The following is a 26758-nucleotide window of genomic DNA, read 5'->3' as shown; positions in this document are numbered from 1 at the left end:
TGTCTCGGATTTGAGTGGGAGCGTTTTGCCATGGATCTGCGTTGCGGATGGTTGTTGGGATTGGCCCTGTTGCCGGGGCTGGCGATAGCCGCCGGCAAATGCGAGCGCCTCGTCGTCACCGGCAGCCCGGATGCGCCGCCATACCTTTGGCAAGACCCACAGAATCCCAAACAGTTGATCGGCGCCAGCGCCGACCTGTTGCAACAAGTGGCCAAAGATCTCGGCATCAAGGTCGAGTTGCTTTACGCCGGCAAACGCTCGCAAGCCCTCGACGAAGTGCGCAGTGGGCGCATGGACATGCTCGCCGACGCGCCGCTGACCTTCACCGAGCTGGAGAACCTCGACTACATCCATCCGCCGCTGCTGGAAAACGACTATCTGGTGTGGACGCGCAAAGGCTCGACCCTGGTCTACAGCGAAGCCAAAGATCTGCACGGCCACGCGGGTGCGCTGTCGGAAAAGTCTCGAATCACCCAGGCATTCGGCACTTTCGCCGAGCAGAATCTGACCCTGACCAAGACAGCCAACCTTACCCAGGCCCTGCAGAAATTGCTCCTCGGTGAAGTCGAATATGTACTCGCCGGGCGCTATTCGGGCATGGCTGCCGCGCAGGCATTGGGGATGGCCAGTGACTTGCTGGCGTTCGAGCAACCCGTCGACCGGCCGGGCCTGTTCCTCGCGGTTTCCCACAACTCTGCCTGCAACGATCCGTGGTTGCGCGGACAGCTAGCCAAAAAGATGACAGAATTGCCCGCGTCCGGACTGACGGAAGCCGCGCTGCAACGCAACATCGAGCGCTGGAAGGCGCAGCAGCAACAGCCGCAACCACCTGTCAGTGCCCCAAAACAGTAGGGATTCTTAGTGAGTATTCGACCTTTTTTCGCGGCTGTGGCCGTTCTGGCTCTGGCCGGTTGCGCGACCGATCCGGCACCCATCGAACAAATGCGCCTGACCGAGCAAGCCATCACCCAGGCCAAGGCTGTTGGCGCTACTGCCGACGAAGTGCCGGAAATGAAACTGGCCGAGACCAAATACAACCGCGCCAAAGGCAACATGGCTGACGAGTCCTACCGGAATGCGCGCATGCGTTCCGAGCAGGCGGAACTGGATGCACGTCTGGCCGAGGCCAAAGTGCTGACGCAAAAAAGTGAAGAACAGGTGAATGTGCTCAATACCCGCATCGTCCGACTGCGCAAGCAACTGGGAGATGCCCAATGAGCTTCAAGTCGAAAGTTGTCGGCGGTCTGATCCTCGCCGGGTGTGTCAGCCTGTACGGTTGCGCCGGTCAACACAGCGAATCCGCGCTGCAAGAAGCCAGCGCCGACTTCCAGAAGGTCAAGGAAGACTCCAACGTGCTGCGCATTGCGCCGAAGGACGTGATCCGTGCCGGTGAGTCGCTGGCCCGTGCCGATCGCCTGTCGACCTACTGGGGCAGCGGTTCCGACGTGATCCATTACGCCTACCTGAGCCAGCGCTACAGCGAGATCGCCCGCGAGCACACCAATCAGGTGCTTAACGAAGAACGTGCGGCCAAACTCGAACTGGAGCGTCAGCGTCTGCAACTGGCCCTGCGTGAATCGAAGCTGCTGAGCGTACAGCAGCAGGGTAAATGGCTCGAAGAGCAGATCGTCGCACTGGCCACCACGCAGACCGACCGTGGTCTGGTGATGACTCTCGGTGATGTGCTGTTCGATACCGGTGAAGCGGAGCTGAAAAACTCGGCCAACCGTGTCGTCCTGAAAATCGTGCAGTTCCTGCAACTGAACCCGAAACGTGTGGTGCGTATCGAGGGTTACACCGACAGCACTGGCGGCAAACAGGAAAACCTCAAACTGTCTCGCGATCGCGCACAATCGGTGGCGGACGTGCTGATGGACCTGGGCATCGACGACAAACGCATTCAGGTCGAAGGTTACGGCGACGAATACCCGGTGGACGCCAACGCTTCCGAGCGCGGACGGGCACAGAATCGTCGGGTGGAAATTGTCTTCTCCGACGAAAAAGGCCAGCTCGGCGCTGCCCGTTAAGGGTTGCGTCTCTGGAAAGCCCGGTCTGTCATGCAGTACCGGGCTTTTTTACGTCTGTCGATCAGCTCGCAAATCAGTACAGTCGGGGGCAGACACCGCACTGTATGGTCGAGTAATGTGGCAACTGTCCCAGTACACTTCTAAACTGTTCCGGTATTGTTTCACACAAGAATAAAATGCCCGTGAAATCGAGTGCTGCGTCATGACCAATCTCTTGCTCTACCAACGTATTGCTCAGCAACTGGCCGAAGATATCCGTCGTGGTGTCTATCAACCGGGGGAGCGCGTGCCTTCGGTACGCAAGATGAGTTCGCAGCTCAATGTCAGCCATGCGACGGTGTTGCAGGCGTACGCCAATCTCGAAGATCAGGGCTTGATTCGGGCGCGTCCGCAGTCCGGTTATTACGTCCACCAGACCCCCGCGCTGACTGCGCCGACGCCGGACATTGCCCGGGTCGAGCGTCCCGGTCTGGTCACTCGCAGCAGCATCATTCAGCAAGTGCTGGTCGAGTCGCGCCGCGAAGGCGTGTTCCCGCTCGGTGCCGCAGTGCCCAGTGTCGACTACTTACCTGTGCGCGCGCTGCATCAGCAACTGGCCAAGGTCACCCGGTTCCATAGCCCGCGTGCCTTCAGCTACATGTTCAGCCCCGGTTTTGAACCGCTGCGCCGGCAAGTGGCGATCCGTATGCGCGACGCCGGTGTGGTGGTCGATCCGTCGGAAGTGGTGATCACCCACGGTTGCGTCGATGCCCTGCAGATGTCGTTGCGTGTGCTGACCCGGCCGGGCGATCTGATCGCCGCCGAATCGCCGACCTATTATGGTCTGCTGCAACTGGCTGACCTGCTCGGCCTGAAAGTCATCGAGATCCCCAGCGATCCGGCCACCGGCATGAGCCTCGAAGCCCTGCAACTGGCCGCCAACCAATGGTCGATCAAAGCGCTGGTGCTGACCACGCGCCTGAGCAATCCGCTGGGCGGCACCATGCCCGAAGAGCGGCAGAAACAGTTGCTGCGTCTGGCCTCGGATTTCGATATTCAGATTGTCGAAGACGATATCTATGGCGAACTGATGTTCGAGCAAGGCAAAACCAAAGCGCTCAAGGCTTATGACCGACTGGATCGGGTGATCTACTGTTCGAGTTTCTCCAAGACCTTGTCACCCGGTGTGCGCATCGGCTGGATGATCGCCGGCAAGTACCAGCAGGAAATCCAGCGCTTGCAGACTTTCAGCACCCACTCGGCGTGTAGCGTGACGCAGATGGCGATCGCCGCTTATCTGGAAAACGGTGGCTATGACCGGCATTTACGGTACATCCGCCAGGAATACCGGAAAAACCTCAGCGCCTTCCAGTTGGCGGTGCAGCAGTACTTCCCCGAAGGCACGCAAATGACCCGGCCCACGGGCGGTTTCATCCTTTGGGTGAGTCTGCCGGGCAGGGTCAATACACAAGAACTGCATGTGCGCGCCTTGCAGCAGGGCATCAGCATTGCACCGGGGCTGATCTTCAGTAATACCGAGCAATTCAACCACTGTATCCGCCTGAATTGCGGGATTCCGTGGAATCGCGAGGCGGAGCGGGCGTTGATGACGCTGGGTCTGTTGGCGACTCAACTGTGTCAGGAAACCGCTGGCGGATTCTGAACGAGCGGTGGGTGATGCTTGTCTTGTGGCGTCCAACAAGCGAGCATATGGCCCTCTGCCGTTAGTGTCGTTGGGTCCATGAAAGCGATTGCTCCTGCTGCTTGGGTTTTGCTGGGTTTGCTGATGATCGGTCAGGCGCCTGGAGTTGTGGCCGCTGCGGTTCAGGAAAAACCGGCTGCGACGAGCCCCACGAAAAAAAATCCGCCCGCGCAGAAGACCGCTACGGCGAAGAAAACCCAGCAAAAAGTCATCAAGAAGCGCAAGCCAGTCGCCTCGAAATCGAAACCCGCCAGTGAAGTGGTAAAAACCAGGTTGCCGTCGGCCAGACTCGATTTGAGCCTGCCCAAGGACATGGTCGAGGAATTGAAACCCAAGGGCACGGTTGAATTGCCCAAGCGCGAGCCGATCCTGCCGCAGATGTTTGGCGAGAAAAACAACGGATTCCAGCTCAACGGCCGCTTGCTCAGCAACGAAATGCAGTTGCAACTGCGCAACGAAGAGCGCCGCGAAGTCGAAGGTGCCGCGCTGGATTTCGAATTCAAACAGTAAAACCAACCCATCTGTGACCCGCAGACCAGACGCTTTGTCGGAGACTGGTCAGTCATATTGAGTTATCGCTAAAAACCCCGGTTCCGGCAATTTGAAACAGCCGTTTTAGCGGTTACTCTGTTCCGCGTCCCTTTTACACATCGCCCGTCGCGAGGAATTGTTCGTCATGAAATGCCGTGAAGGCTGTGGCGCTTGCTGCATTGCCCCTTCCATCAGTTCGCCGATTCCCGGCATGCCTGATGGCAAACCTGCCGGCGAACGTTGCGTGCAACTCTCGGTCGAAAACCTGTGCAGCATTTTCGGCCGCCCGGAGCGCCCGGCAGTCTGTTCCGGCTTCGCGGCTGATGTTGAAATCTGTGGCAGCAGCTCGGAAGAAGCGATCAGGCTGATCGGCTGGTGGGAGCAAATGACCGCGGCGTGATGTGTCAAACGAACGGAACTTCAACAATAAGGAATAAGACTATGGGTTCGCTGCATCGTATCGCTGTGTTGTGTGGTTTGACCGCTGTGCTGGCCACGTCCGTCGCTCAGGCTGAAGACTGGAAAGTCGCCAAGAACGAAGACGGCATCAAGATTTCCCTCAGTGAAGTGCCGGGTTCGGACTACAAGTCTTACCAAGGCATTGCGCTGATGAAAACCACCGTCGCCAAACTGCGCGCACTGCAGGAAGACGTCGCTGGCGCCTGCGCCTGGATTCACGAGTGCAAGACCCAGAAACTGCTCAAGCACGAAGGCGACAAGAGCTGGACCTATAGCCAGTTCAATACGCCTTGGCCGGTAACTCCGCGTGACTCGGTGATCGAAGTCACCACCGTCGAAGGCGCCGACGGCAGCCTGACCCGCAACCTCAAAGGTCTGCCGACGTACGTTCCTGAAGAAAAAGGCTTTGTCCGTGTGCAGCAGGTCAAAGGCTTCTGGAAGTTCGTACCGAAGGGCGACCAGGTTGAAGTGACCTATCAAGTGCACACCGAGCCAGGCGGCAGCGTGCCGGCGATGGTTGCCAACAAGTTTGTCGTCGATGCGCCGTTCAACACCCTCAAAGCTTTGAAAGAACGCGCCGAGAAGTAATCGGCCCGCGTTCAGCGAAACGCCCCGAACAAGTCGGGGCGTTTTGTTTTGTATCTATATTGTGTTTCCAGATATGCGTTGCACGAAATTTTCACAAAGTGTTCCCGACAATTCGCCCGCGCTGTTTGCCAGCTGCCATAAATGAAAGTGTCTGGCGGCGGGGCAGTAATCAATGGCAATGGTGCAGGTGATCGTGCAACATTTGCGCACTGCGCAAGCCCCGGGGTCTGGAATGACCAATAGAGGGCATGGCGCCGCTGTATTTTTGCAACTTCAACTTCCAATGGGTCCTAAAACGACATGGCAAACCCGGACGCCCTGAATCAGCAGCGATCTTCCGCTCGCCTGCTGCAACCGACCGTCAAATCGCATCTGGCCTACACGCTGCTGTGTGCACTGGTCATGATGGTGATGTTTTCCGTGCTGCGCCTCGCGCTGCTGGTCTACAACCGCGAGATGATCCTCGACACCCCGGCTTCGACCTTCCTCGAAGCCTTCGCCAACGGCCTGCGTTTCGACCTGCGCCTGGTGGTTTACCTGTGCATTCCGCTGGTGCTGGCACTGTTCAGTGCGCGCGCCATGGCCGCACGCGGTTTCTTCCGTCTGTGGCTGACCATCGCTTCGAGCATCGCGCTGTTCCTCGGCCTGATGGAGATGGACTTCTACCGCGAGTTTCACCAGCGCCTCAACGGTCTGGTGTTCCAGTACGTGAAAGAAGACCCGAAAACCGTGATGAGCATGCTCTGGTACGGTTTCCCGGTGGTGCGCTACCTGCTGGCGTGGGTCATCGGCACTGTCATTCTGACCCTTGCGTTCAAAGGTGCCGATCGTGCCACGCGTCCGCGCGGGCCTTTCAGCGGCGGTAGCGTCAGCAGTCGCCAAGTCGCGCCGTGGTACACCCGTCTTGCGGTGTTCGTGGTCTGCCTGCTGATCTGTGTGGTCGCCGCCCGTGGCACCCTGCGTCAAGGCCCGCCGATGCGCTGGGGTGACGTGTACACCACCGATTCCAACTTCGCCAACCAGCTCGGCCTCAACGCCACGCTGTCGCTGATCGAGGCCGCCAAGTCACGCATGGGCGAGGATCGCGACAACATCTGGAAAGCCACGTTGCCGCAAGAGCAGGCGCAGAAAGTCGTGCGCGACATGCTGCTGATGCCAGACGACAAACTGGTCGATGCCGATATTGCCGCCGTACGCCGTGATTACACGCCGCCGGCCGACAAGACTCTGCCGATCAAGAACGTTGTGGTGATCCTGATGGAAAGCATGGCCGGTCACTCGGTCGGTGCATTGGGCGCGCCAGGCAACATCACGCCATACCTGGACAAACTGTCGAAGGAAGGTCTGCTGTTCGACCGCTTCTTCTCCAACGGTACGCACACCCATCAGGGCATGTTCGCGACCATGGCCTGCTTCCCCAACCTGCCAGGTTTCGAATACCTGATGCAGACCCCGGAAGGCAGCCATAAGCTGTCCGGCCTGCCGCAGGTGCTCAGCGCCCGTGACTACGACGACGTGTATGTCTACAACGGCGACTTCGCCTGGGACAACCAGTCGGGCTTTTTCAGCAACCAGGGCATGACCAACTTCGTTGGCCGTAATGACTTCGTCAACCCGGTGTTCTCCGATCCGACCTGGGGCGTGTCCGACCAGGACATGTTCGACCGTGGTCTGCAGGAGCTGAAAGCACGCGAAAACGGCAAGCCGTTCTATGCGCTGCTGCAGACCCTGTCCAACCACACGCCATACGCCTTGCCGACGCCATTGCCGGTCGAGCGCGTGACTGACCGTGGCAGCCTCAACGAACACTTGACCGCCATGCGCTACTCCGACTGGGCGCTGGGTCAGTTCTTCGAGAAGGCGCGCAAAGAGCCGTACTTCAAGGAAACCCTGTTCGTCATCGTCGGCGACCACGGTTTCGGCAACGAACGCCAGATCACCGAAATGGACCTGGGTCGCTTCAACGTGCCGATGCTGATGATTGCGCCGGGCATTCAGGAGAAGTTCGGTACCCGTGACCACACCGTGGGCACGCAGATCGACATCGTACCGACCATCATGGGCCGTCTGGGCGGTGAAGTACGCCATCAGTGCTGGGGCCGCGACTTGCTCAACCTGCCGGAAGGCGACACCGGTTTCGGTGTGATCAAGCCATCGGGCAGTGAGCAGACCACCGCTATCGTTACGGCCGACCAGATTCTGGTGTTGCCGAGAGACAAAGACATGGGGCCGAAGATCTGGCAGTACCAGTTGGGTGCGAATCCTCACGCCGAAGTCGTTCCGAATGCACCGCGCACTGCCGAGTTGAAACTCAAGCTGGAAGCGTTCCTGCAAACGGCGACCAAGAGCCTGATGGATAACACCGCTGGTGTGATTCACGGCAAGCCGGATTGATCGCTTGCCGACAGTAAAATCCGCGCAATAAAAAAGAGGCCCTGAACAGGGCCTCTTTTTTTTGCGCTTGAAGCGTTATATCCGACCGAGTAACAGCAGGACCAACAGCACCACCAACACCACGCCGATAATGCCTGAAGGACCATAACCCCAACTTCTGGAGTGCGGGAAGACCGGCAGACCACCGATCAGCAACAGGATCAGGATAATGATTAGAATTGTGCCCATGTCGATTTCCTTGTTGATAGCGTTCGAGAAGTCTTGTGTTCAGGGGGCGACTGGAGACTAAGTAATTCCAGCCGGCTTACAAGTTCCGACTGGCGCGCATGAAAGAAAATTCAATGTTTTTTTAATGTATTTGGATTGCTCGTTTATTTCCTTTACAGCGAAAAGATCGCAGCCTCGTTTCACTCGACAGCTCCTACACGAATCCAAGTAGGAGCTGCCGAAGGCTGCGATCTTTTGATCTTGCATTCAGCAACTTGATGGAGCGTGGGCACGCGCCGATCCTTCGCTACACTCGGCGCATCTTCCCCGGAACAACAAGGCTGTGTGCTATGCAAAATCGCATGATGATCACTGGTGCGGGCTCGGGCCTGGGTCGCGAAATCGCGCTGCGCTGGGCGCGTGAAGGCTGGCAACTGGCCTTGTCCGACGTCAGCGAACCCGGCCTGCAGGAAACCTTGAAAATGGTCCGCGAGGCGGGCGGTGACGGTTTTGTTCAGCGCTGCGATGTGCGTGATTACAGCCAGCTCACCGCGTTCGCTCAGGCCTGCGAAGAGAAGTTCGGTGGCATCGACATCATCGTCAATAACGCCGGTGTTGCGTCGGGCGGTTTCTTCAGCGAGCTGTCGCTGGAAGACTGGGACTGGCAGATCGCGATCAACCTGATGGGCGTGGTCAAGGGTTGCAAGGCGTTCCTGCCGCTGCTCGAACAAAGCAAAGGCAAGATCATCAACATCGCCTCCATGGCCGCACTGATGCAGGGGCCGGCGATGAGCAACTACAACGTGGCCAAGGCCGGCGTGGTTGCACTCTCGGAAAGCCTGCTGATCGAACTGGCGCAGCAGGAAGTCGGCGTGCACGTGGTTTGCCCGTCGTTCTTCCAGACCAACTTGCTCGACTCGTTCCGTGGCCCGACCCCGGCGATGAAAGCGCAGGTCGGCAAGTTGCTGGAAAGTTCGCCGATTACGGCGGCGGACATCGCCGACTACATCTATCAGCAAGTGGCGGCTGGCGAATTCATGATTCTGCCCCACGAGCAGGGCCGGATGGCCTGGGCGATCAAGCAGAAGAACCCGCAACTGCTCTATAACGAAATGACCTCCATGGCGGAAAAAATGCGCGCCAAGGCCAAGCAGAACAACGGCTGACCTTGCCCGTTGCCGGCGGCGTCGTTAGGGTGGCCGCAATGGTCACCCTGTCGAGACGCGTCAATGCTCAATTACTTGTGGTTTTTCCTCGCGGCGCTGTTTGAAATCGCCGGTTGTTTCGCCTTCTTCATGTGGCTGCGCCAAGGCAAGAGTGCCTTGTGGGTGATTCCTGCGCTGCTCAGTCTGACCTTGTTCGCGCTGTTGCTGACCCGTGTCGAAGCCAACTACGCCGGTCGTGCCTATGCCGCTTACGGCGGGATTTACATCGTTGCTTCGATCGGATGGCTGATGGTGGTGGAGCGCGTGCGTCCATTGGGTTCGGACTGGATCGGCGTGGCGTTGTGCGTCATCGGCGCCAGCGTGATTCTGTTCGGGCCACGGTTTTCCGCTGCCTGAATGGGGCGTTTGTGGGAAACGTCTTACGTCTCGGTGTAAGGGGGGCTGTAAGGCAAAACTGATTTGCCTGCCGCGCATTGTAGAGCCGCCTCAAGCCGCGCATCTTCAGGGTTCGCTAACCCTGAAGGACGAATCTCATGCTTGTACTCAGCCGTGTCGTTGGTGAGTTGATTTCAATCGGTGACGACATTTCCCTGCGCGTGCTGTCGGTGAACGGTTCCAGCGTGCGCTTCGGCGTCGAAGCGCCACAAAAGGTCAATGTGCATCGCGCAGAGGTCTATGACCGGATCAAGCGCAAGCAGGCCACCGAAAAGCTCCGCTGAGGATTTTCAGTCGAACAGATGCTTGGGCACATCGTGCTTGAGCATCAATTGGCACTGCTCGCTTTCCGGGTCGAAGACGATCAGCGCCTGGCCTTTGGTCAGTGCCTGGCGTACGCGCAGCACACGGGTTTCCAGCGGCGTGTCATCGCCATTGTCGGTGCCGTCGCGGGTGACGAAATCCTCGATGAGGCGGGTGAGGGTGTCGACTTCAAGTTGGTCGTGGGGAATGAGCATGGGCACCTCGGTCAAATCAGTGTCGGGATGCTACGGCGATTGCGGGTTGCCTGCCAGTTTTGTGTTGCCTGTACCGACTTCATCGCGAGCAGGCTCACTCCTACAGGGAAACGCATTCCAAAGGTAGGCCTTCGCCTGCTCGCGATAGCGGTATTCCAAACAACGATGATCTAACTATCGTTACGCTGCCCCACCAGACTGTCCACCGACGGCACCCGCGTATCGCTCTCCATCTGCGTGTCATGTTCGATCTGATGACTGAAGCGATCCAGCGAAGCATTGGCCGGCGCCGCATCGCTGGCAAACACCGGCGGGCTCAGAATATAAGCGCCGAGCAAACGACTGAGCGCCGCCAGACTGTCGATGTGCGTACGCTCATAACCATGGGTCGCGTCACAGCCAAACGCGAGCAGGGCAGTGCGGATGTCGTGGCCGGCCGTCACCGCCGAATGCGCATCGCTGAAGTAATAGCGGAACAGGTCGCGGCGCACCGGCAACTCGTTCTCGCTGGCCAGTTTCAGCAAGTGCCGCGACAGATGATAGTCATACGGCCCGCCGGAATCCTGCATCGCCACACTCACCGCGTGTTCGCTGGAATGCTGCCCCGGGGCGACCGGAGCGATGTCGATGCCGACAAATTCGCTGACGTCCCACGGCAATGCCGCCGCCGCGCCGCTGCCGGTTTCCTCGGTGATGGTGAACAGAGGATGGCAGTCGATCATCAGTTCCTGACCGCTGTCGACAATGGCTTTAAGCGATGCCAACAGCGCGGCGACACCGGCCTTGTCATCCAGGTGACGGGCGCTGATGTGGCCGCTTTCGGTGAACTCCGGCAGCGGATCGAAGGCAACCACGTCACCGATGCTGATGCCCAGTGAGTCGCAGTCAGCCTTGGTCGCACAGTAAGCGTCCAGACGCAGTTCAACGTGATCCCAACTGATCGGCATCTCATCCACGGCGGTATTGAACGCATGCCCGGACGCCATCAGCGGCAGGACACTGCCGCGAATCACACCGTTGTCGGTAAACAGGCTGACGCGGCTACCCTCGGCAAAACGGCTCGACCAGCAGCCGACCGGGGCGAGGGTCAGGCGACCGTTGTCTTTGATCGCGCGGACGGCAGCGCCGATGGTATCGAGGTGCGCCGAGACGGCACGATCGGGGCTGTTCTTTTTGCCTTTGAGCGTGGCGCGAATAGTGCCGCGCCGGGTCATTTCAAACGGAATGCCGAGTTCTTCCAGACGCTCGGCGACGTAACGCACGATGGTGTCGGTGAACCCGGTGGGGCTGGGAATGGCGAGCATTTCCAGGAGGACTTTTTGCAGATAGTTCAGATCCGGTTCGGGGATTTGCGTGGTCATGGAAACTCCTGATGGGTTGAGCACTGATCGTTCCCACGCTCTGCGTGGGAATGCAGCCGGGGACGCTCTGCGTCCAAAGAGTGGACGCAGAGCGTCCGGTGAGGCGTTCCCACGCAGAGCGTGGGAACGATCAGGAAAGGGTTAAATAGCCGGCTGACTGTGCGGAAACAACAAATCGACAAAGCGTTCCGCCGTCGGCTGCGGCTCATGGTTGGCCAGACCGGCGCGTTCGTTGGCCTCGATAAACACGTACTCCGGTTGATCCGCCGCTGGCACCATCAAGTCGAGGCCAACCATCGGAATATCCAGCGCCCGCGCCGCGCGCACGGCGGCATCAACCAGCGTCGGATGCAGAATCGCCGTGACATCCTCCAGCGTGCCGCCGGTGTGCAGATTTGCCGTACGGCGGACAAACAGATGCTCGCCCGCCGGCAGAATGCTGCTGTAGTCATAGCCCGCCGCGTGCAGGGTGCGCTGGGTCTCGTGGTCCAGCGGAATCTTGCTTTCGCCGCTGGTGGCCGCCTGCCGACGACGACTCTGCGCCTCGATCAACGCGCCCACCGAATGCTGGCCATCGCCGACCACTTCCGCGGGTTTGCGAATCGCTGCTGCCACCACTTCAAAGCCAATCACCAGAATCCGCAGATCAAGCCCTTCATGGAAGCTTTCCAGCAGTACGCGGCTATCAAATTGCTTCGCCGTTTCGATGGCTTGCTGCACCTCTTCGATGCTCTGCAAATCCACCGCCACGCCTTGGCCCTGTTCACCGTCGAGCGGCTTGACCACCACCCGTTGATGCTCATCGAGAAAGGCCAGGTTATCGTCGGCATTGCCCGCCAGTTGCTGCGAGGGCAGATTCAACCCGGCACCTTTCAGCACTTTGTGCGTCAGGCTTTTGTCCTGACACAGGCTCATGCTGATCGCGCTGGTCAGGTCGCTCAGCGATTCGCGGCAACGCACGCGACGGCCGCCATGGCTGAGGGTGAACAGTCCGGCATCGGCGTCATCCACCTGCACATCGATGCCGCGACGATGCGCTTCTTCAACAATGATCCGCGCATACGGATTGAACTGCGCCTCCGGCCCAGGGCCGAGAAACAGCGGCTGGTTGATGCCGTTTTTGCGTTTGATGGCGAAGGTCGACAGGTTGCGGAAACCGAGCTTGGCGTAGAGGTTTTTCGCCTGACGATTGTCGTGCAACACCGACAGGTCGAGATAACTCAAACCACGACTCATGAAGTGTTCGATCAGGTGCCGCACCAGCACTTCGCCGACACCCGGTCGTGAGCACTGCGGATCCACCGCCAGGCACCACAGGCTGCTGCCGTTTTCCGGGTCGTTGAAAGCCTTTTGATGGTTCAGGCCCATGACGCTGCCGATCACCGCGCCGCTGTCCTCATCCTCGGCCAGCCAGTACACCGGGCCGCCCTGATGATGCGGAGTGAGCAGGGTGGCATCGATCGGCAACATGCCGCGCGCCTGATACAACTGATTGATCGCCTGCCAGTCCGCCTCACTTTGCGCCCGACGAATACGGAAGCCGCGAAACACTCGGGTGGCCTGCCGGTAATCGCTGAACCACAGACGCAACGTATCGGACGGGTCGAGAAACAGTTGCGTCGGCTCAAGTCCGAGAATTTGCTGCGGTGCTGCAACGTACAAAGCGATATCGCGTTCGCCGGGCTGCTCTTTGAGCAGTTCCTGCGCCAGCGATGCCGGATCGGGAAAGGTGTGGCCGATCAGCAACCGGCCCCAGCCGCAATGTACGGCGATCGGCTCGGCGGCCAGCGTGCTGCCATCTTCGGCCAGACGTGCCTGCAGGCGTTCATAGGACGGCGTCTGACCGCGTAGCAGCCGTTGGTTGATGGCCGTGGCGTGGGGTTTCATCGATCAGATTCCTTGTTCACTGAGCCACAGGTTCAGGGCTGCCAGTTGCCACAGTTTCGAACCGCGCAACGGCGTCAGTTGGCCTTGCGGATCAGTCAGCAGTTTGTCGAGCATGGCCGGGTTGAACAGGCCACGATCCTGACTCGGATCGAGCAGCAGTTCGCGTACCCAGTTCAGCGTATCGCCCTGCAAATGCTTGAGGCCCGGGACCGGGAAGTAGCCTTTTTTGCGGTCGATCACTTCACTTGGAATGACCCGGCGCGCGGCTTCTTTCAAGACCTGTTTGCCGCCATCCGGCAGCTTGAATTTGCCCGGTACGCGGGCCGAGAGTTCGACCAGTCGATAGTCGAGAAACGGCGTACGCGCCTCCAGGCCCCAGGCCATGGTCATGTTGTCGACGCGTTTGACCGGGTCGTCGACCAGCATCACCGTGCTGTCCAGACGCAGGGCTTTGTCCACTGCGGCCTCGGCGCCGGGCTGGGCGAAATGTTCCTTGACGAAGTCGCCTGCGGCATCGTTCGCGGTCAGCCATTTCGGCTGCACAGTGGCGGCGTAGTCGTCATAGCTGCGGTCGAAAAATGCGTTGCGGTAAGCCGTGTAAGGATCGGCCGCGCCGTCGACTTGCGGATACCAGTGGTAACCGGCGAACAGTTCATCGGCGCCCTGGCCGCTCTGTACCACCTTGCAATGTTTGGCCACTTCACGCGACAGCAGATAGAAAGCGATGCAGTCATGGCTGACCATCGGTTCGCTCATTGCGCGGAACGCGGCGGGCAATTGCTCGATGATTTCTTTCTCGTCGATGCGCAACTGATGGTGCTGCGTGCCGTAGTGTTTGGCGATCAGATCGGAATACTGGAATTCATCACCACGCTCACCGCCGGCATCCTGGAAACCGATGGAAAAGGTCGACAGGTTCTCGACGCCGACTTCACGCAACAGACCGACCAACATGCTCGAATCGACACCGCCGGACAGCAGCACGCCGACATCCACGGCCGCACGTTGACGAATCGCCACCGCTTCGCGGGTGCTGTCGAGCACGCGGTCGACCCAGTCTTCCAGGGTCAGGTTTTTCTCGTCGTCGTGTGGGCCGTAAGGCAGGGTCCACCAGGTTTTCTGCTCGGTGCGGCCATCGGCTTCAACGCGCATCCATGTAGCGGGCGGCAGTTTTTCGATGCCGGCCAGCAAGGTGCGCGGCGCCGGGACCACCGCGTGGAAATTCAGGTAGTGATTGAGCGCCACCGGGTCGAGGATCGGGTTGATGTCGCCGCCCTTGAGCAGTGCCGGCAATGCCGAGGCAAAGCGCAGGCGCTGGCCGGTGCGCGACAGGTACAACGGCTTCACGCCGAGACGGTCGCGGGCGATGAACAGGCGTTTGGCGTCGCGTTCCCAAATGGCAAACGCGAACATGCCATTGAGCTTCGGCAGCAACGCTTCGCCCCAGGCGTGATAGCCCTTGAGCAGCACTTCGGTGTCGCCACCGGAATAGAAGGCATAACCCAGCGCTTCAAGCTCGGCGCGCAGTTCCGGGAAGTTGTAGATCGCACCGTTGAAGGCCAGAGACAGGCCGAGTTGGCTGTCGATCATCGGCTGCGCAGAGCCGTCCGACAGGTCCATGATTTTCAGGCGCCGATGACCCAGGGCAATCGGCCCTTGGGCATGGAAGCCCCACGCGTCGGGGCCGCGAGGGGCCAGGTGATGGGTGATTCTCTCGATCGCTGCAAGGTCTGCAGGTTGTTGATCAAAACGTAACTCGCCAGCTAATCCGCACATAAAATCCTTACCGGTTTTTCCGTTGGGGAGGGGTCAAGCCGTACCTCGCCAGAAGGGCGGGTACTCAGAAACTGACCCGCCCCGGTAAGTGGAGTTTTAGAACGATAAGTTATAAGGCAACAGGTTCCAGCTTGTGCAGCAGAGCGCCGGGTTGTTCGCGCAAATGTTTCTGCACCTCGAACTGCCCGAAGTAGTCGTCCGCCATTTCGCTGTTCATGGGTGCGCCGGGCTTAGCGGAGTCTGTTGTGGCCAAGCGTTTTTTCAGATCCACCAGTCGAGACAGCGCGTCGTGTTTTTCGATGGCGGTCCAACGATCGAGGCTGGCGAAAACGAGGGCCAGCAATTCATCCGTGGCATAAACACGCAAGCGCCTGTTGAAGTCCTCATTCGGGCTGTTGAGATGGGCTGCGCCTATAAGTGACGCCTGACTCTCCCGGCGATTGGCGTAGGCGGCCTCGTCGACATTGGCAACCGCCACCGCGAGCTTCCCGGTATCTGCTGTCAACTTGTCGAGATGGCGATCGAAAAGATGTTTGTACAGGCCTGTCTCCAGCGGGATGAACGCGATGTTTTCTACGAACGAAATGCTTTGCAGGTTCAATGTCCGGAATTCACTTTGTTCGCGGTGGGTCAATTGCGAAATGAACAGCTCTTGCAGTTGTTTACTTGCAACGAAGTTGACGGCCAGGCGATACCTGCACTGGTCTTCACTGTCGTCCTGGTAAAAGCTGTCGCCGGCATCATTGGGGATGTATACGTAGTAGCTGTCTTTCGTCGAGTGATCGGTCTGGCGACAGGTTATCAATACGGCATCTGTCATGTATTTGCCAAATAGCTGTATCGAATACAGCTTGATTCTGGCGTTGTTGAACAGGTCACCATAAACAATATCTTCGTTGCCTTTGGCGAGGTTCAACAGGGTGACAAGCCGATAAAGAGGGAAGTTCGCTTTGCTGAAATATTTTTCGTAGGCGGCGAGCTTCATGTTTGTTTTATGCATGCGCAGGCTGATCAATTCGAGACTTGAGACTCTGAACGTTCTGGAAATGTGTTTCCGGTATTCGCCCCCGAGATCAAGCTGGCGACTCAACAGCGCAAACGCTTGTGCGGTTATCTGAGTAGGCGGTGAGCCGTCGGGCGCTTCTTCGTCGACTTTGGGTAAGGTCTTGCTGTCGTCCGAGAAGTAACCGGCAGCCGCTTCCTGTTCCGTGAAATTCAGCATCGCTGCCTGCAGCAAGGTGTAGGTGTGGGAGCCATCGTCCACGGCTGTCGCGGGTTTGAGCTTGATGCTGTCGTTGACACTGAACCGCCCTCCATACTGTTGCTGCAACGCCTGTCGCAGCTTTCGCATGCAGAAATCCTCCAGCGTTTCCAGGTTGCCCAGCAATTGATCAATGTAGTTCTGGTAGGGCAGCGCCTCATCGAGTAATGCACGGAATTCGCCCAGCCTGACCGGGTCGGCTTTGAGCAATCCGTCGCTGATGAATTGGGCAACGACGGTTGCCTTGTCCCGGTCGCCCATTTCATTGAGCAGTTTTTTCAGCGTGGCTTCATGGGTCAAAACGCTTGCTTGTTGTTGCGTCTGGATAATCATGTTGGAAGTCTCGTGTTGAAGAAGGGACTTGATCCTAGGCCGTCGAAACAAAAAAGAATAACGTGTTTAGTTGATCGCTTGAGCCATGAAGTCAGCGGTATTTTGATTGAAAGATATACATATCTATCGCCACGGAAAGGTCTGAGTGTGTCTGCGGTATTTGCAGGGGAGATGGCACTCTGGGCACCCTGAAGTTGCCGGAAAAATGGTGGTAGATATCTATGTTGTTGGTGCGAGTTGCTGTGGTTTTATGCGTGCAGGAACATGAGGTTTGGGGGGTTGGTCATTCCTCGATTTCGATATGTTAAAACTTCCATTTCGCAATAAAGGACTATTGCCGATGTCAACCAAAGTAAAGCTTCCACAAAAAACAATCCTCAGCACATTGCTCGATGCCACAGAGGATCTCGATACCGCCCGGACTCTGCAAAAAAGCCTGCCGGCGCATTTATTGAAAGCGACGGTGGCCGACTTGTCAGCCCTTGATCAGACAAGCCGTGATCTGCACCAGATTCAGGCGACCGTGGCGGCGGATCTGCTCGCATTGAAGTCCTTGCAGACGTTCTGCATCAATGAACTGAGCGATGCCTTGAGTCGCAAATGGTCGGTAGTCTTTGATGTCGAGAAAGACTTTCTGAGTCTGCCGGGCGTTGATTGCGGTTGCCCTGCGACCTCAACCGACGAGAACGGTATTCAGACGTTCCCGCACGCTACCCCGACGCTGTTGCAAGCGGCGATGCAGAACTTCAGCGAAGACGAGGCCGCTGAGAGCTTTCCGCAAGGCAGTTTTATTCGAGTGCACAGTGCCCCAGACGGGGTCACCGGGCTGACCCCGGCCACGTTTGCCGCTTTTTGCCGAGAGCTGGATTTGGGCAAGCGCTATCAGGAGCATTTCCAGCAGGTGTTCGGCTTGCGCGACAGCGATGACAAGGTGATCGCCACCAGCACCATGACCGCTGATATCGCGAAGATGAAAAAGCTGCTGTTGCAATTCGACCTGCACCAGGCCGCGCTTAAAAGCCATATCACCTTGGCGGGTCAGCAAATGCTGCAGAAGCTGATCGACTTCGATGGCGGGGTGTCAGCGCAAACACTGCGCTATGGCAATCGAACGCTGATCATGCAAGGCATTGAGATTTTCGACAGTTGCGTCTGGGGCGTGGTGGTGTTTTCTGCCCGTTCGGTGGAGTTGTACCCCGATGAGTGGTGCTTGGTGTACATGGCGGGTGAGCCCGAGCGACCGCTGTATGAATACAGCAGTTTTACCGCGTTCAAGCAGTACCTGACGCAGCAGTTGAAGGTAAAAAGTTACAAGGATTATTTCGCCAACAGCATTGATGAAGACGACAAGGCCGACTTTTTCAAATCCGTCGCTGACAGCGCTGAGCTGGGCCACATCAAGCAGTTGCCGATTACTGTGGCGCTCTTTGAATTCATGGTGCAAAGCCACGTCGGCAAGTTGCAACTCGATGCGCGCAAGCTGGCCGTGCCGACCGCCGATATTGATGAGGAAGTGCGCCAGAAGCGCCTGCTGGATTTTCTTCAGTTGGGTGTGACCATCGTCTCCGTGGCCGGCTTCGTCGTGCCCGTGCTTGGCCAGTTGATGATGGGCGTTGCAGTCGGGCAGTTGCTCGGTGAGGTTTATGAAGGTGTCGAAGACTGGCGTCATGGCGATCATCAGCAAGCGCTGTCGCACCTGTTGAGCGTGGCGGAAAATATCGCGCTGATGGGCGTCTTTGCCGGCGGGCAAAAAACCTTGGGCGCGCTTGGCAAAAAACTGCTGCGCTCACACCCGGAGTTCTTCGGTGAATTCAGCGCCATTCTCAATAGTGCCGGCAAGCCGCGACTGTGGAAACCTGAACTCTCACGCTATGAGCATTTCCTTCCGGCGGGTTTGACGGTCGCCCCGAGCTCCACGGAGTTTTATCAGATCGGCGCGAAAACCATGGCCCGCGTCGATCATCGATTCTTCGCCGGGCCTTATGATTCCGCCGCGAAAGTCTGGCGTCTGGAACATGCCGAGCGTGCGCAGGCTTATGTTCCAGAGCTTGTCCGGCACGTTGAAGGTGGCTGGCGGCTGCCCGCCGAAGAACCGCAACAATGGGGTAGCTCGGCGTACACGCTCAAGCGTATCGATCCGCAGTTGAGCGAATTCGTCGATACCGATCTGGACATGATGCGCCGCCTCAGCGACACCCCGCACGAAGGCTTGCAACAGGCCTTTACCGACAATCTGAGCTTGCCTGTACGCTTGCGTGAAACCGTGGAGCGCGCGCGTATCGTGCGCCAGTTGCGGCAATTGACCCTCGAACTGCAGAGTGGCGAAACCCATTCCGGCCAGCCTGTCGAAGAGCAGTTGCAGGCCTTGCCGAAAATGCCCGGCTGGCCGACCGACCGCTACATCGAGGTGACCGACGCCGAAGGCAGCGTGACGGCGACCTATCCCCTGACCAAGACCCTCGATGAGTCGCTGGGTGTGGTAGTCAGCGAACAGCAACTGGCGCGCGGGCAGTTGTTGCAAACCGTGCTTGATGGCCTGTACCAGAAAGAGGTCGACGCCTTGCTGGGCAGCAAAGTCGCGAAAAGCGCCGAAGAACCGATCCTGGCAAAGAAACTGGGCGCGGCGCTCAAGGCAGATCATCGCGCAGCTTTCGAGCGTATGTATCAGCGCGTCGATCAGAGTGACGTTGGTGATGTTGTGAAGTTGCGCCAGGTGTTTGCCGACATCCCGGCACGCTATGCGAAAGCGCTCATCGATCGCGCGCCGAGTGCGCAGCGCCTGCATCTGCGCTCGACCGGGCGAGTGCCGCTGCGGCTCGGGCAGCAAGTCAGGGAGGGGATCGATCAGGTGCGTCTGGATCGCGCACTGGCGGGGTTTCATTGGCCGCGGCTTGCCAATGCCGACACCGACAGTCTGGCGATTCAGTTGCTGCCCCGTCTGAGCGGTTGGGATTCCCTGCGTCTGGAGCTACGCGACAAGACGCTCAGCGGGCCGATTCTGCAAGCCATTGGCGACGCGTCGGCGACTTCCGCCGATACATGCTCGCTGGTGAAAACCGTCGAGGGCTATGAAGCGTTTGGCGGCGATGGCAAAAGCCTCGGCACGGTTGCTTCCGGCCCTGACGCCCTGTACGCCGCCATCCTCAAGGCACTGCCGCCACGCCAACGACTAGCCGCCGGATTTCCCGAGCCGGTGCCGGCTGACACGGCACGGCTGCGCAAACAGTTGCTCAACACTGCACTGGATGAGCGTGAGGCCGCGGCACGCACGCTGATCCGCGGCCAATCCGAACCACTGGTCGTCGAGCCTGCCTGTATCCAGGGCGATCATCCGCCGGCGGTGAAGCATCCGCCTGCGCTGATGCGCAAAGTCCGCAAGCTCTATCCGCGTCTGAGTGAAGCGCAGGCCAGTGAATTCATTGACAGTCTGGGAGAAGACCTGTTGACCCGTGCGACACGGGTCAATGACTTGCGCCGGGATCTGCAGAGCCTGCGTGAAGCGCTGTTTCTCTGGAGCGAGGATACCGCCGCCATGAGTACGCTGGGAGGGGATCTGGCGGACGTACGGCACAGTCGCAAGACCATGGCCGAGCTGATCGAAAACGGATTCCGTCGGTTCTACTCCGTCAACAATGAAAATGGAAAATCGGTCGGTGTCTTGCGTCTTGATGGCATGCGCGTCGGCAAGTTGCCGACGCTGCCACCGGGGATCAGTTTTGACCACCTCCAGCAATTGTCCATGAAGGACATGGCGCTGGACGATGATGTGGCGTACTTCCTCAAGTCATTCACAAAACTCGAGTCGCTGGAACTCGACCAGAATGCCATGACTCGTTTTCCTGAAGTGCTGTCGCATATGCCTGATCTGACCCACTTGAGTCTGGCGCAGAACAAGCTCCAGTTGACCGGGCAGACGCTGACAAAACTCAACGGTTTGCGATCGCTGCACCATCTGAACCTCAACAGAAATCCGCTGGGTGCCACACCGGATGTCAGTCAGATGTTCAATCTGCGCCGTCTGTTGCTGCAAGACACTGGCCTCACGGAAATGCCCAAGGGGCTTGCGCGTCTGCTGTATCTGGATTGGGTGGACTTGCGCAGCAATGCCATAAAAAGCCTGCCTGATTGGCTGTTCAAGACTCCGCGACGTTTCAGCCAGGCGCTGGACCTGGGCCTCAATCCTCTGGCCGAGCCGAGCAAAACACACCTTGAGAATTATCGCGACAATTTCGGCGTCGGCATGGGCTATCTGGAAAACGACATGCCGCGACTCGACGAGCAACAGGCACGCTCGCTTTGGCTTTCTGAGGAGACCGGTGAGGTTTGGGCCAGGCGTGAACGGATCTGGAACGCATTCAAGGATGACTCACGCGCCGAGGGCCTGTTTCATTTGCTTTCTGAACTGGGCGATACCGCCGATTCGGAGAAGGTCAGCAAGGACATGCAGCGGCGGGTCTGGGCCGTGCTCGAGGCAGCCGAGTCCGATAGCGCGCTGTGTGATCAGGTACTGAGCGCGGCCGCCAACCCGATCAATTGCACCGACACGGCGGCGATCAATTTCAGTTATCTGGAGGTCGCTGTGGAAGTCGATCGCGTGACCCGGGGCGCGGGTGGCCGGATCAACAGCGCCAAGCCGCTGCTCGAACTGGGGCGCGGTCTGTTCCGCTTGGAACAACTGAACGAAATTGCTCAGGAACATGCCGCCAAGGCCCCGACGGTCGATCCGCTGGAGGTGAATCTGGCCTATCGTGTTGGCCTCGCCAAGGCGCTGGATTTGCCAGGCCAGCCGCAAAACATGCGTTTTGGCACACTGGGTGGGGTAACCGAAGCCGATCTGGAGGTGGCGAAACACCAGGTTGCCACAGCGGAACTCTCGCCAAAATGGCTGAAGTTCATGAGTGAACGGTCATTCTGGAGAGCCTACCTGCAACGCACATTTGCGCGAAAATTTTCCCCTCTCGATGATGTGTATGCGCCGCGCATGAGTGCTTTGGACGCGCAGCAGGACGAGTTGTCCGATGCCGACTATTTGAGCCAGGCGGAAGTCATCAAGGCCGAACGGCAAAGCGCCATAGACGATGTGGTGACGCTTCTGACCACCGATGCGCTGCGCACTGCGGACCTGGGTCTTTGCACCCTGAGCGACGTATGAGCACTACTTGCCACGAATCAGTTGGCGCAACACGAAACGGTTGGGATGACAGGCTTCGGCGACGCTTCTGGGCAGCGGCAGTGGTTCGTTGTCCAGCCAGGCAGCCAGCAGCTCGCCCAATAGCGGCGCGGTGATCAGTCCTCGTGAACCATGGCCGCTGTTGATGTACAGGCCGTCGAGCCATGGACAGACGATGGCCGGCACCTGACGGGCATCTTTGCTCAGCGCCGCATAAGCGTCGAGGAATGCTGCGCGATCGGCCAGCGGTCCGACAATCGGCAAATAGTCAGGGCTGGTGCAGCGAAAGGCTGCGCGGCCCTGCAGCCTTTCGACAGGCTGTTCGCTGATCTGCAGACGCGCGACGAGGTCAGTGGAAATCTCTTCGAGCATCGCCAGATTGCCGGCGTGTTCGGCGGTGGTCGGCGTCAGGTCATCGCTGTTGAAATCGAAACTGGCGCCGAGGGTGTGCTCGCCCAAACGGGCAGGCGCGACGTAGCCTTCGGCACAGACCACCGTGGCCAGCGTCTGACTTTCTACGGTTTCGGCGAGACGCGTGATCTGCCCGCGAATGCGTTTGAGCGGTAACTCGGCACTCTGGGGGAAGCGTTTGATCTCGGCGGCACCGGCCAGCACCACGACCGGCGCGCTGGCGAGCAGACGGTCACCGTCCAGCGCTTGCCACTGACCATCGACCTTGCGCAATTGCAGCGCTTCGCAATGGCTGAGCAGTTGAATGTTTGGCTGCGCCGCTTGCGCCTGACACAGCGCGGGCGGATGCACCCAGCCACCTTCGGGATAGTACAAACCGCCATGGCTCACGCCGACCCCGGCACGCGCCTGCGCCTCGGGTTGCTCCAGCCACTGCAACAGATCTTCCGGGAAGGCTTCAGCCAATTGCGCATGACGCTCGGCTTCCTTGGCATTGAACGCCAGTTGCAGCACGCCGCAATCGTCCCAGTCGCTGCCGCGTTGCAGGGTTTCGAGCAGGCGCCGGGTGTAACCGAAACCGCTGACGATCAGTTGTGACAAGGCTGTGCCGTGGGCGGACAACTTCAGGTACAGCACGCCCTGCGGGTTGCCCGAGGCTTCTTGCGCCACCGCTTCATGGCGCTCCAGCAACGTCACCTGCCAGCCGCGTGCGGCCAGACTGGACGCCGTGGCACATCCGGCCAGACCGGCGCCGATCACCAACGCACGACGTTCTCCGGCAATCGGGGCAGGGCGGGCGAACCACGGCTTTTGCGCAGCAGGCGGCGACACTTGCGCTGGCCAGCCGAGAAATTCGCCCCGGAGGATTTCCCACTTGTGGCCGATGCCCGGCGTGCGTTTCATTTTGAACCCGGCGGCGTTGAGCAAACGCCGTACCCAACCGGTGCTGGTGAAGGTGCTGATGGTCGAGCCGGGTGCCGCCAGTCGCGCCAGTTCGACAAACAGTTCGGCGGTCCACATGTCGGGGTTTTTCGCCGGAGCGAAGCCGTCGAGAAACCACGCGTCGATTTGCGCATCGAGCTGCGGCAGTTGTTCCAGTGCATCGCCGATCAACAGCGTCAGCGTCACGCGGCCGTTGGCCAGCGTGATGCGCTGAAAACCCTGATGGATCGCCACGTAGTGCGTCAGCAACTGATCAGACAGTGGCTTGAGTTCAGGCCACAAGGCCAGGGCCCGGTGCAAATCGGCTGGACTCAGCGGGTACTTTTCGACGCTGACGAAATGTAGCCGCGCTCCTGCCACGGCGTGCTGTTCGAACAGCTGCCAGGCGCAGAGAAAATTCAGCCCGGTGCCGAATCCGGTTTCGCCAATGACCAGCCGCCCGTGTGCCGGCAACGCGGCAAAGCGCTCGGCCAGACGGTTCTGTTCGAGGAACACATAACGGGTTTCCTCCAGACCTGATTTGTCGGAAAAATACACGTCATCGAACACCCGCGAACGCGGGCGTCCCTGGTCATCCCAATCGAGTTGGGCATGGGGCAGTACAGGTTTCATGGCAGGCTCGACAACGACAAGGCGGCCATTCTAGCTGATCGCGCAGGCGTTGCTTGATCCGTGGCAAGGCTTGCCGCCGAGACTGGCGGACAATCCGCCACCCGCGGGAATTTCTGCGCCGCTGCTGTGCCCAATCCGCTAGTCTTGCTGAATCCTGGAAGGAGCCGTCCCATGTTTGAATCCGCTGAAATCGGTCACGCCATCGACAAAGACACCTATGAGGCGGCCGTGCCGGCATTGCGCGAAGCCTTGCTCGAAGCCCAGTTCGAATTGCAGCAGCAGAAGCGTTTCCCGGTGATCATCCTGATCAACGGCATCGAAGGCGCGGGCAAGGGCGAAACGGTCAAGTTGCTCAACGAGTGGATGGACCCGCGCCTGATCGAAGTGCGCACTTTCGATCAGCAGACCGATGAAGAGCTGGCGCGGCCACCGGCGTGGCGTTACTGGCGGATGCTCCCGGCCAAGGGGCGCATGGGGATTTTCTTCGGCAACTGGTACAGCCAGATGCTGCAGGGGCGGGTGCATGGCTTGTTCAAGGATCCGCGTCTGGATCAGGCGATTGCCGGGGCCGAACGTCTGGAAAAGATGCTCTGTGATGAAGGCGCGCTGATCTTCAAGTTCTGGTTTCACCTGTCCAAGAAGCAGATGAAGGCGCGGCTCAAGGCGCTGGCTGATGACCCCCTGCACAGTTGGCGCATCAGCCCGCTGGACTGGCAGCAATCGCAAACCTACGACAAATTCGTCAAATACGGCGAGCGTGTGCTGCGCCGTACCAGTCGCGACTACGCGCCGTGGCATGTGATCGAAGGCGCCGACGCCAATTACCGCAGCCTGGCGGTCGGCAAGATTCTCCTCGAAGGTTTGCAAAATGCGCTGAAGCGTCCGGACGTTCATCCCCACGATGTCAGCGCCGCGCCGTTGGGTACGCCGGTCGATCAGTTGAACCTGCTCGACAGCCTCGACCTGACCCAGCGCCTGGAGAAGAAAGACTACGAAGAGCAACTGATCACCGAACAGGCGCGCCTGTCCGGGCTGATGCGCGACAAACGCATGCGCCGCCACGCGCTGATCGCGGTATTCGAAGGCAACGACGCGGCAGGCAAGGGCGGGGCGATCCGTCGAGTTGCGGCGGCGCTCGATCCACGTCAATACAACATTGTGCCGATTGCTGCGCCGACCGAAGAGGAGCGCGCGCAGCCGTACTTGTGGCGTTTCTGGCGGCACATTCCGGCGCGCGGCAAGTTCACCGTGTTCGACCGCTCCTGGTACGGCCGTGTGTTGGTCGAGCGGGTCGAAGGTTTCTGCACGCCGGCCGACTGGCTGCGCGCCTATGGCGAGATCAATGATTTTGAAGAGCAACTGGCGGACGCCGGGGTGATCGTCGTCAAGTTCTGGCTGGCCATCGACAAGGAAACGCAAATGGAGCGCTTCCAGGCGCGCGAAGAGATTCCGTTCAAACGCTTCAAGATCACCGAAGACGACTGGCGCAATCGCGACAAGTGGGATGATTACCGTGCCGCCGTGGGCGATATGGTCGACCGCACCAGCTCGGAAATCTCGCCATGGACGCTGGTCGAAGCGAATGACAAGCGCTGGGCCCGGGTGAAGGTGTTGCGCACGATCAACCGCGCACTCGAAGAGGCCTTCGAGAAGTCCGACAAGCACGCGAAGAAACACAAGGACTGAGCCGATAGACACGCATACGCGGGGTGAATGATTGTCGCGGTCGTTGATGCGGTGGACTTATGCTCAAGTCCACTCTCAACTGACAACAACAATGAGGTATGCCATGCGTGAAGTGGTGATCGTCGACAGCGTGCGGACTGGCCTGGCCAAATCCTTTCGCGGCAAGTTCAACCAGACCCGTCCCGATGACATGGCGGCTCATTGCGTCAACGCCCTGCTTGAGCGCAACGATATCGATCCGGCCAGCGTCGAGGACTGCATCGTCGGTGCCGGCTCCAACGAAGGCGCGCAGGGTTACAACATCGGCCGCAATGTCGCGGTGCTCTCGCGTCTGGGCACCGGCACCGCCGGCATGACCCTCAACCGTTTCTGTTCCTCAGGTTTGCAGGCGATCGCGATTGCCGCCAACCAGATTGCCTCGGGTTGCAGCGACATCATCGTCGCCGGCGGTGTCGAGTCGATCAGCCTGACCATGAAAAGCGTCAACACCGATCACCTGATCAACCCGCTGCTCAAGCAACAGTCGCCGGGCATCTATTACACGATGGGCCAGACTGCCGAAGTGGTGGCGCGGCGTTATGGCGTCAGCCGTGAAGCGCAGGATCGTTATTCGCTGCAAAGTCAGATTCGCACCGCACAGGCGCAGGCGGCCGGGTTGTTCAACGATGAAATCGTGCCAATGGCGGTCAAGTTTCGCGTCGAGGACAAAAACACTGGCGAGGTGCAGATTCTCGATGGCGTGGTCGATCGCGATGATTGCAACCGTCCGGACACCACCTATGAAAGCCTTGCTGGATTGAAACCGGTGTTTGCTGAAGACGGTTCGGTAACGGCGGGCAACTCGTCGCAACTGTCTGACGGTGCGTCGATGACCCTGGTGATGAGCCTGGAAAAAGCCCTGCAACTGGGGCTCAAACCGAAAGCGTTTTTCCGCGGCTTCACCGTGGCCGGTTGCGAGCCGGACGAGATGGGCATCGGCCCGGTGTTCTCGGTGCCGAAACTGCTCAAGGCGAAAGGTTTGCAGGTGGCGGACATTGATCTGTGGGAACTCAATGAGGCGTTCGCTTCGCAGTGCCTGTACAGCCGTGATCGGCTGGAGATCGATAACGACAAGTACAACGTCAATGGCGGGTCGATTTCGATTGGTCACCCGTTCGGCATGACCGGGTCGCGGCAGGTCGGGCATCTGGTGCGCGAGTTGCAGCGGCGTAATTTGCGTTATGGGATCGTGACGATGTGTGTGGGCGGCGGGATGGGCGCGACGGGGTTGTTTGAGGCGGTACGCTAAACCCTGACCTGTTTGGTGTCTGATC

21 protein-coding genes are annotated in these 26758 nt (G+C 59.1%); 14 read left to right on the top strand and 7 right to left on the bottom strand.

Annotated features, from left to right (window positions below):
* The first annotated feature begins 30 nt into the window (after positions 1–30).
* From PspS49_RS21330 to PspS49_RS21295, 8 genes are all read left to right on the top strand, one after another.
* Complete coding sequence (locus PspS49_RS21330) at positions 31–852, top strand: transporter substrate-binding domain-containing protein (protein WP_160041379.1); 822 nt, start codon at positions 31–33, stop codon at positions 850–852.
* Positions 853–861: 9 nt separating this feature from the next.
* Positions 862–1218, top strand: a complete 357-nt coding sequence (locus tag PspS49_RS21325; RefSeq protein WP_127929310.1) for a DUF4398 domain-containing protein — start codon at positions 862–864, stop codon at positions 1216–1218.
* Positions 1215–2027: an OmpA family protein gene (locus PspS49_RS21320; protein ID WP_150750658.1), complete on the top strand. Its 813-nt coding sequence runs from the start codon at positions 1215–1217 to the stop codon at positions 2025–2027. The genes PspS49_RS21325 and PspS49_RS21320 overlap by 4 nt, the downstream gene beginning before the upstream one ends.
* A 202-nt stretch (positions 2028–2229) precedes the next feature.
* A complete protein-coding gene (locus PspS49_RS21315) occupies positions 2230–3669 on the top strand; it encodes a PLP-dependent aminotransferase family protein (protein WP_016985994.1) in 1440 nt (479 codons plus the stop codon).
* Between the two features lie 78 nt (positions 3670–3747).
* Positions 3748–4218, top strand: a complete 471-nt coding sequence (locus tag PspS49_RS21310; RefSeq protein ID WP_127929308.1) for a translation initiation factor 2 — start codon at positions 3748–3750, stop codon at positions 4216–4218.
* Between the two features lie 166 nt (positions 4219–4384).
* Positions 4385–4639 carry a YkgJ family cysteine cluster protein gene (locus tag PspS49_RS21305; protein ID WP_160041377.1) on the top strand — a complete coding sequence of 85 codons (255 nt, stop codon included), beginning with the start codon at positions 4385–4387 and terminating at the stop codon, positions 4637–4639.
* Positions 4640–4680: 41 nt separating this feature from the next.
* Positions 4681–5286 (top strand): START domain-containing protein, encoded by a 606-nt coding sequence (locus PspS49_RS21300; RefSeq protein WP_150750659.1) that lies wholly within the window; start codon positions 4681–4683, stop codon positions 5284–5286.
* Positions 5287–5586: 300 nt separating this feature from the next.
* The gene (locus PspS49_RS21295; protein ID WP_160041375.1) at positions 5587–7680 is read left to right on the top strand and encodes an LTA synthase family protein; all 2094 of its coding nucleotides are present in this window, start codon (positions 5587–5589) and stop codon (positions 7678–7680) included.
* A gap of 75 nt (positions 7681–7755) precedes the next feature.
* Here the strand turns inward: PspS49_RS21295 and PspS49_RS21290 are convergent, their stop codons facing one another.
* A complete protein-coding gene (locus tag PspS49_RS21290) occupies positions 7756–7914 on the bottom strand; it encodes a DUF3309 family protein (protein WP_169432680.1) in 159 nt (52 codons plus the stop codon).
* 323 nt (positions 7915–8237) lie between these two features.
* On the opposite strand from PspS49_RS21290, the gene PspS49_RS21285 reads away from it, so the two are divergent.
* The 3 genes from PspS49_RS21285 to csrA all read left to right on the top strand — a co-directional run bounded on the left by PspS49_RS21285 (position 8238) and on the right by csrA (position 9772).
* On the top strand, positions 8238–9053 hold the full coding sequence (locus PspS49_RS21285) for an SDR family oxidoreductase (protein WP_160041373.1): 816 nt from the start codon (positions 8238–8240) through the stop codon (positions 9051–9053).
* Positions 9054–9116: 63 nt separating this feature from the next.
* Entirely contained in the window at positions 9117–9449 is a 333-nt protein-coding gene (locus PspS49_RS21280; RefSeq protein ID WP_008088571.1) for a YnfA family protein, read from the top strand.
* 137 nt (positions 9450–9586) lie between these two features.
* Entirely contained in the window at positions 9587–9772 is a 186-nt protein-coding gene (gene csrA / locus PspS49_RS21275; protein ID WP_007908359.1) for a carbon storage regulator CsrA, read from the top strand.
* 6 nt (positions 9773–9778) lie between these two features.
* Here the strand turns inward: csrA and PspS49_RS21270 are convergent, their stop codons facing one another.
* The 5 genes from PspS49_RS21270 to PspS49_RS21250 form a co-directional block, all read right to left on the bottom strand.
* Complete coding sequence (locus PspS49_RS21270; RefSeq protein WP_003199186.1) at positions 9779–10006, bottom strand: YheU family protein; 228 nt, start codon at positions 10004–10006, stop codon at positions 9779–9781.
* Between the two features lie 170 nt (positions 10007–10176).
* A complete protein-coding gene (locus PspS49_RS21265) occupies positions 10177–11367 on the bottom strand; it encodes an osmoprotectant NAGGN system M42 family peptidase (protein WP_160041371.1) in 1191 nt (396 codons plus the stop codon).
* A gap of 141 nt (positions 11368–11508) precedes the next feature.
* On the bottom strand, positions 11509–13254 hold the full coding sequence (gene ngg, locus PspS49_RS21260; RefSeq protein WP_160041369.1) for an N-acetylglutaminylglutamine synthetase: 1746 nt from the start codon (positions 13252–13254) through the stop codon (positions 11509–11511).
* A gap of 3 nt (positions 13255–13257) precedes the next feature.
* Positions 13258–15030 carry an N-acetylglutaminylglutamine amidotransferase gene (locus PspS49_RS21255; RefSeq protein ID WP_160041367.1) on the bottom strand — a complete coding sequence of 591 codons (1773 nt, stop codon included), beginning with the start codon at positions 15028–15030 and terminating at the stop codon, positions 13258–13260.
* 109 nt (positions 15031–15139) lie between these two features.
* Positions 15140–16624: a DUF6543 domain-containing protein gene (locus PspS49_RS21250; RefSeq protein ID WP_160041365.1), complete on the bottom strand. Its 1485-nt coding sequence runs from the start codon at positions 16622–16624 to the stop codon at positions 15140–15142.
* Between the two features lie 340 nt (positions 16625–16964).
* On the opposite strand from PspS49_RS21250, the gene PspS49_RS21245 reads away from it, so the two are divergent.
* Positions 16965–21776: an NEL-type E3 ubiquitin ligase domain-containing protein gene (locus tag PspS49_RS21245; protein ID WP_160041363.1), complete on the top strand. Its 4812-nt coding sequence runs from the start codon at positions 16965–16967 to the stop codon at positions 21774–21776.
* A 3-nt stretch (positions 21777–21779) separates the two neighbouring features.
* Here PspS49_RS21245 and mnmC read toward each other — a convergent pair whose 3' ends face one another.
* Entirely contained in the window at positions 21780–23759 is a 1980-nt protein-coding gene (gene mnmC / locus PspS49_RS21240) for a bifunctional tRNA (5-methylaminomethyl-2-thiouridine)(34)-methyltransferase MnmD/FAD-dependent 5-carboxymethylaminomethyl-2-thiouridine(34) oxidoreductase MnmC (RefSeq protein ID WP_160041361.1), read from the bottom strand.
* Positions 23760–23930: 171 nt separating this feature from the next.
* Between mnmC and pap the strand changes: the two genes are divergently transcribed.
* Both pap and PspS49_RS21230 read left to right on the top strand, forming a co-directional pair.
* Positions 23931–25445 (top strand): polyphosphate:AMP phosphotransferase, encoded by a 1515-nt coding sequence (pap, locus tag PspS49_RS21235; protein WP_160041359.1) that lies wholly within the window; start codon positions 23931–23933, stop codon positions 25443–25445.
* A 103-nt stretch (positions 25446–25548) separates the two neighbouring features.
* A complete protein-coding gene (locus PspS49_RS21230; protein WP_150750670.1) occupies positions 25549–26733 on the top strand; it encodes a thiolase family protein in 1185 nt (394 codons plus the stop codon).
* Positions 26734–26758: the final 25 nt, after the last annotated feature.

Source organism: Pseudomonas sp. S49, from assembly GCF_009866785.1.
Taxonomy (GTDB): domain Bacteria; phylum Pseudomonadota; class Gammaproteobacteria; order Pseudomonadales; family Pseudomonadaceae; genus Aquipseudomonas.
Note: the sequence above shows the minus strand (reverse complement) of the source record. Positions and strands in the feature narration are given on the sequence as shown.

Coding starts and splice junctions, on each gene's coding strand:
- PspS49_RS21330 (WP_160041379.1), top strand. CDS start 31: ATGGATCTGCGTTGCGGATGGTTGTTGGGATTGGCCCTGTTGCCGGGG.
- PspS49_RS21320 (WP_150750658.1), top strand. CDS start 1,215: ATGAGCTTCAAGTCGAAAGTTGTCGGCGGTCTGATCCTCGCCGGGTGT.
- PspS49_RS21315 (WP_016985994.1), top strand. CDS start 2,230: ATGACCAATCTCTTGCTCTACCAACGTATTGCTCAGCAACTGGCCGAA.
- PspS49_RS21310 (WP_127929308.1), top strand. CDS start 3,748: ATGAAAGCGATTGCTCCTGCTGCTTGGGTTTTGCTGGGTTTGCTGATG.
- PspS49_RS21305 (WP_160041377.1), top strand. CDS start 4,385: ATGAAATGCCGTGAAGGCTGTGGCGCTTGCTGCATTGCCCCTTCCATC.
- PspS49_RS21300 (WP_150750659.1), top strand. CDS start 4,681: ATGGGTTCGCTGCATCGTATCGCTGTGTTGTGTGGTTTGACCGCTGTG.
- PspS49_RS21295 (WP_160041375.1), top strand. CDS start 5,587: ATGGCAAACCCGGACGCCCTGAATCAGCAGCGATCTTCCGCTCGCCTG.
- PspS49_RS21285 (WP_160041373.1), top strand. CDS start 8,238: ATGCAAAATCGCATGATGATCACTGGTGCGGGCTCGGGCCTGGGTCGC.
- PspS49_RS21280 (WP_008088571.1), top strand. CDS start 9,117: ATGCTCAATTACTTGTGGTTTTTCCTCGCGGCGCTGTTTGAAATCGCC.
- csrA (WP_007908359.1), top strand. CDS start 9,587: ATGCTTGTACTCAGCCGTGTCGTTGGTGAGTTGATTTCAATCGGTGAC.
- PspS49_RS21270 (WP_003199186.1), bottom strand. CDS start 10,006: ATGCTCATTCCCCACGACCAACTTGAAGTCGACACCCTCACCCGCCTC.
- PspS49_RS21265 (WP_160041371.1), bottom strand. CDS start 11,367: ATGACCACGCAAATCCCCGAACCGGATCTGAACTATCTGCAAAAAGTC.
- ngg (WP_160041369.1), bottom strand. CDS start 13,254: ATGAAACCCCACGCCACGGCCATCAACCAACGGCTGCTACGCGGTCAG.
- PspS49_RS21255 (WP_160041367.1), bottom strand. CDS start 15,030: ATGTGCGGATTAGCTGGCGAGTTACGTTTTGATCAACAACCTGCAGAC.
- PspS49_RS21250 (WP_160041365.1), bottom strand. CDS start 16,624: ATGATTATCCAGACGCAACAACAAGCAAGCGTTTTGACCCATGAAGCC.
- PspS49_RS21245 (WP_160041363.1), top strand. CDS start 16,965: ATGTCAACCAAAGTAAAGCTTCCACAAAAAACAATCCTCAGCACATTG.
- mnmC (WP_160041361.1), bottom strand. CDS start 23,759: ATGAAACCTGTACTGCCCCATGCCCAACTCGATTGGGATGACCAGGGA.
- pap (WP_160041359.1), top strand. CDS start 23,931: ATGTTTGAATCCGCTGAAATCGGTCACGCCATCGACAAAGACACCTAT.
- PspS49_RS21230 (WP_150750670.1), top strand. CDS start 25,549: ATGCGTGAAGTGGTGATCGTCGACAGCGTGCGGACTGGCCTGGCCAAA.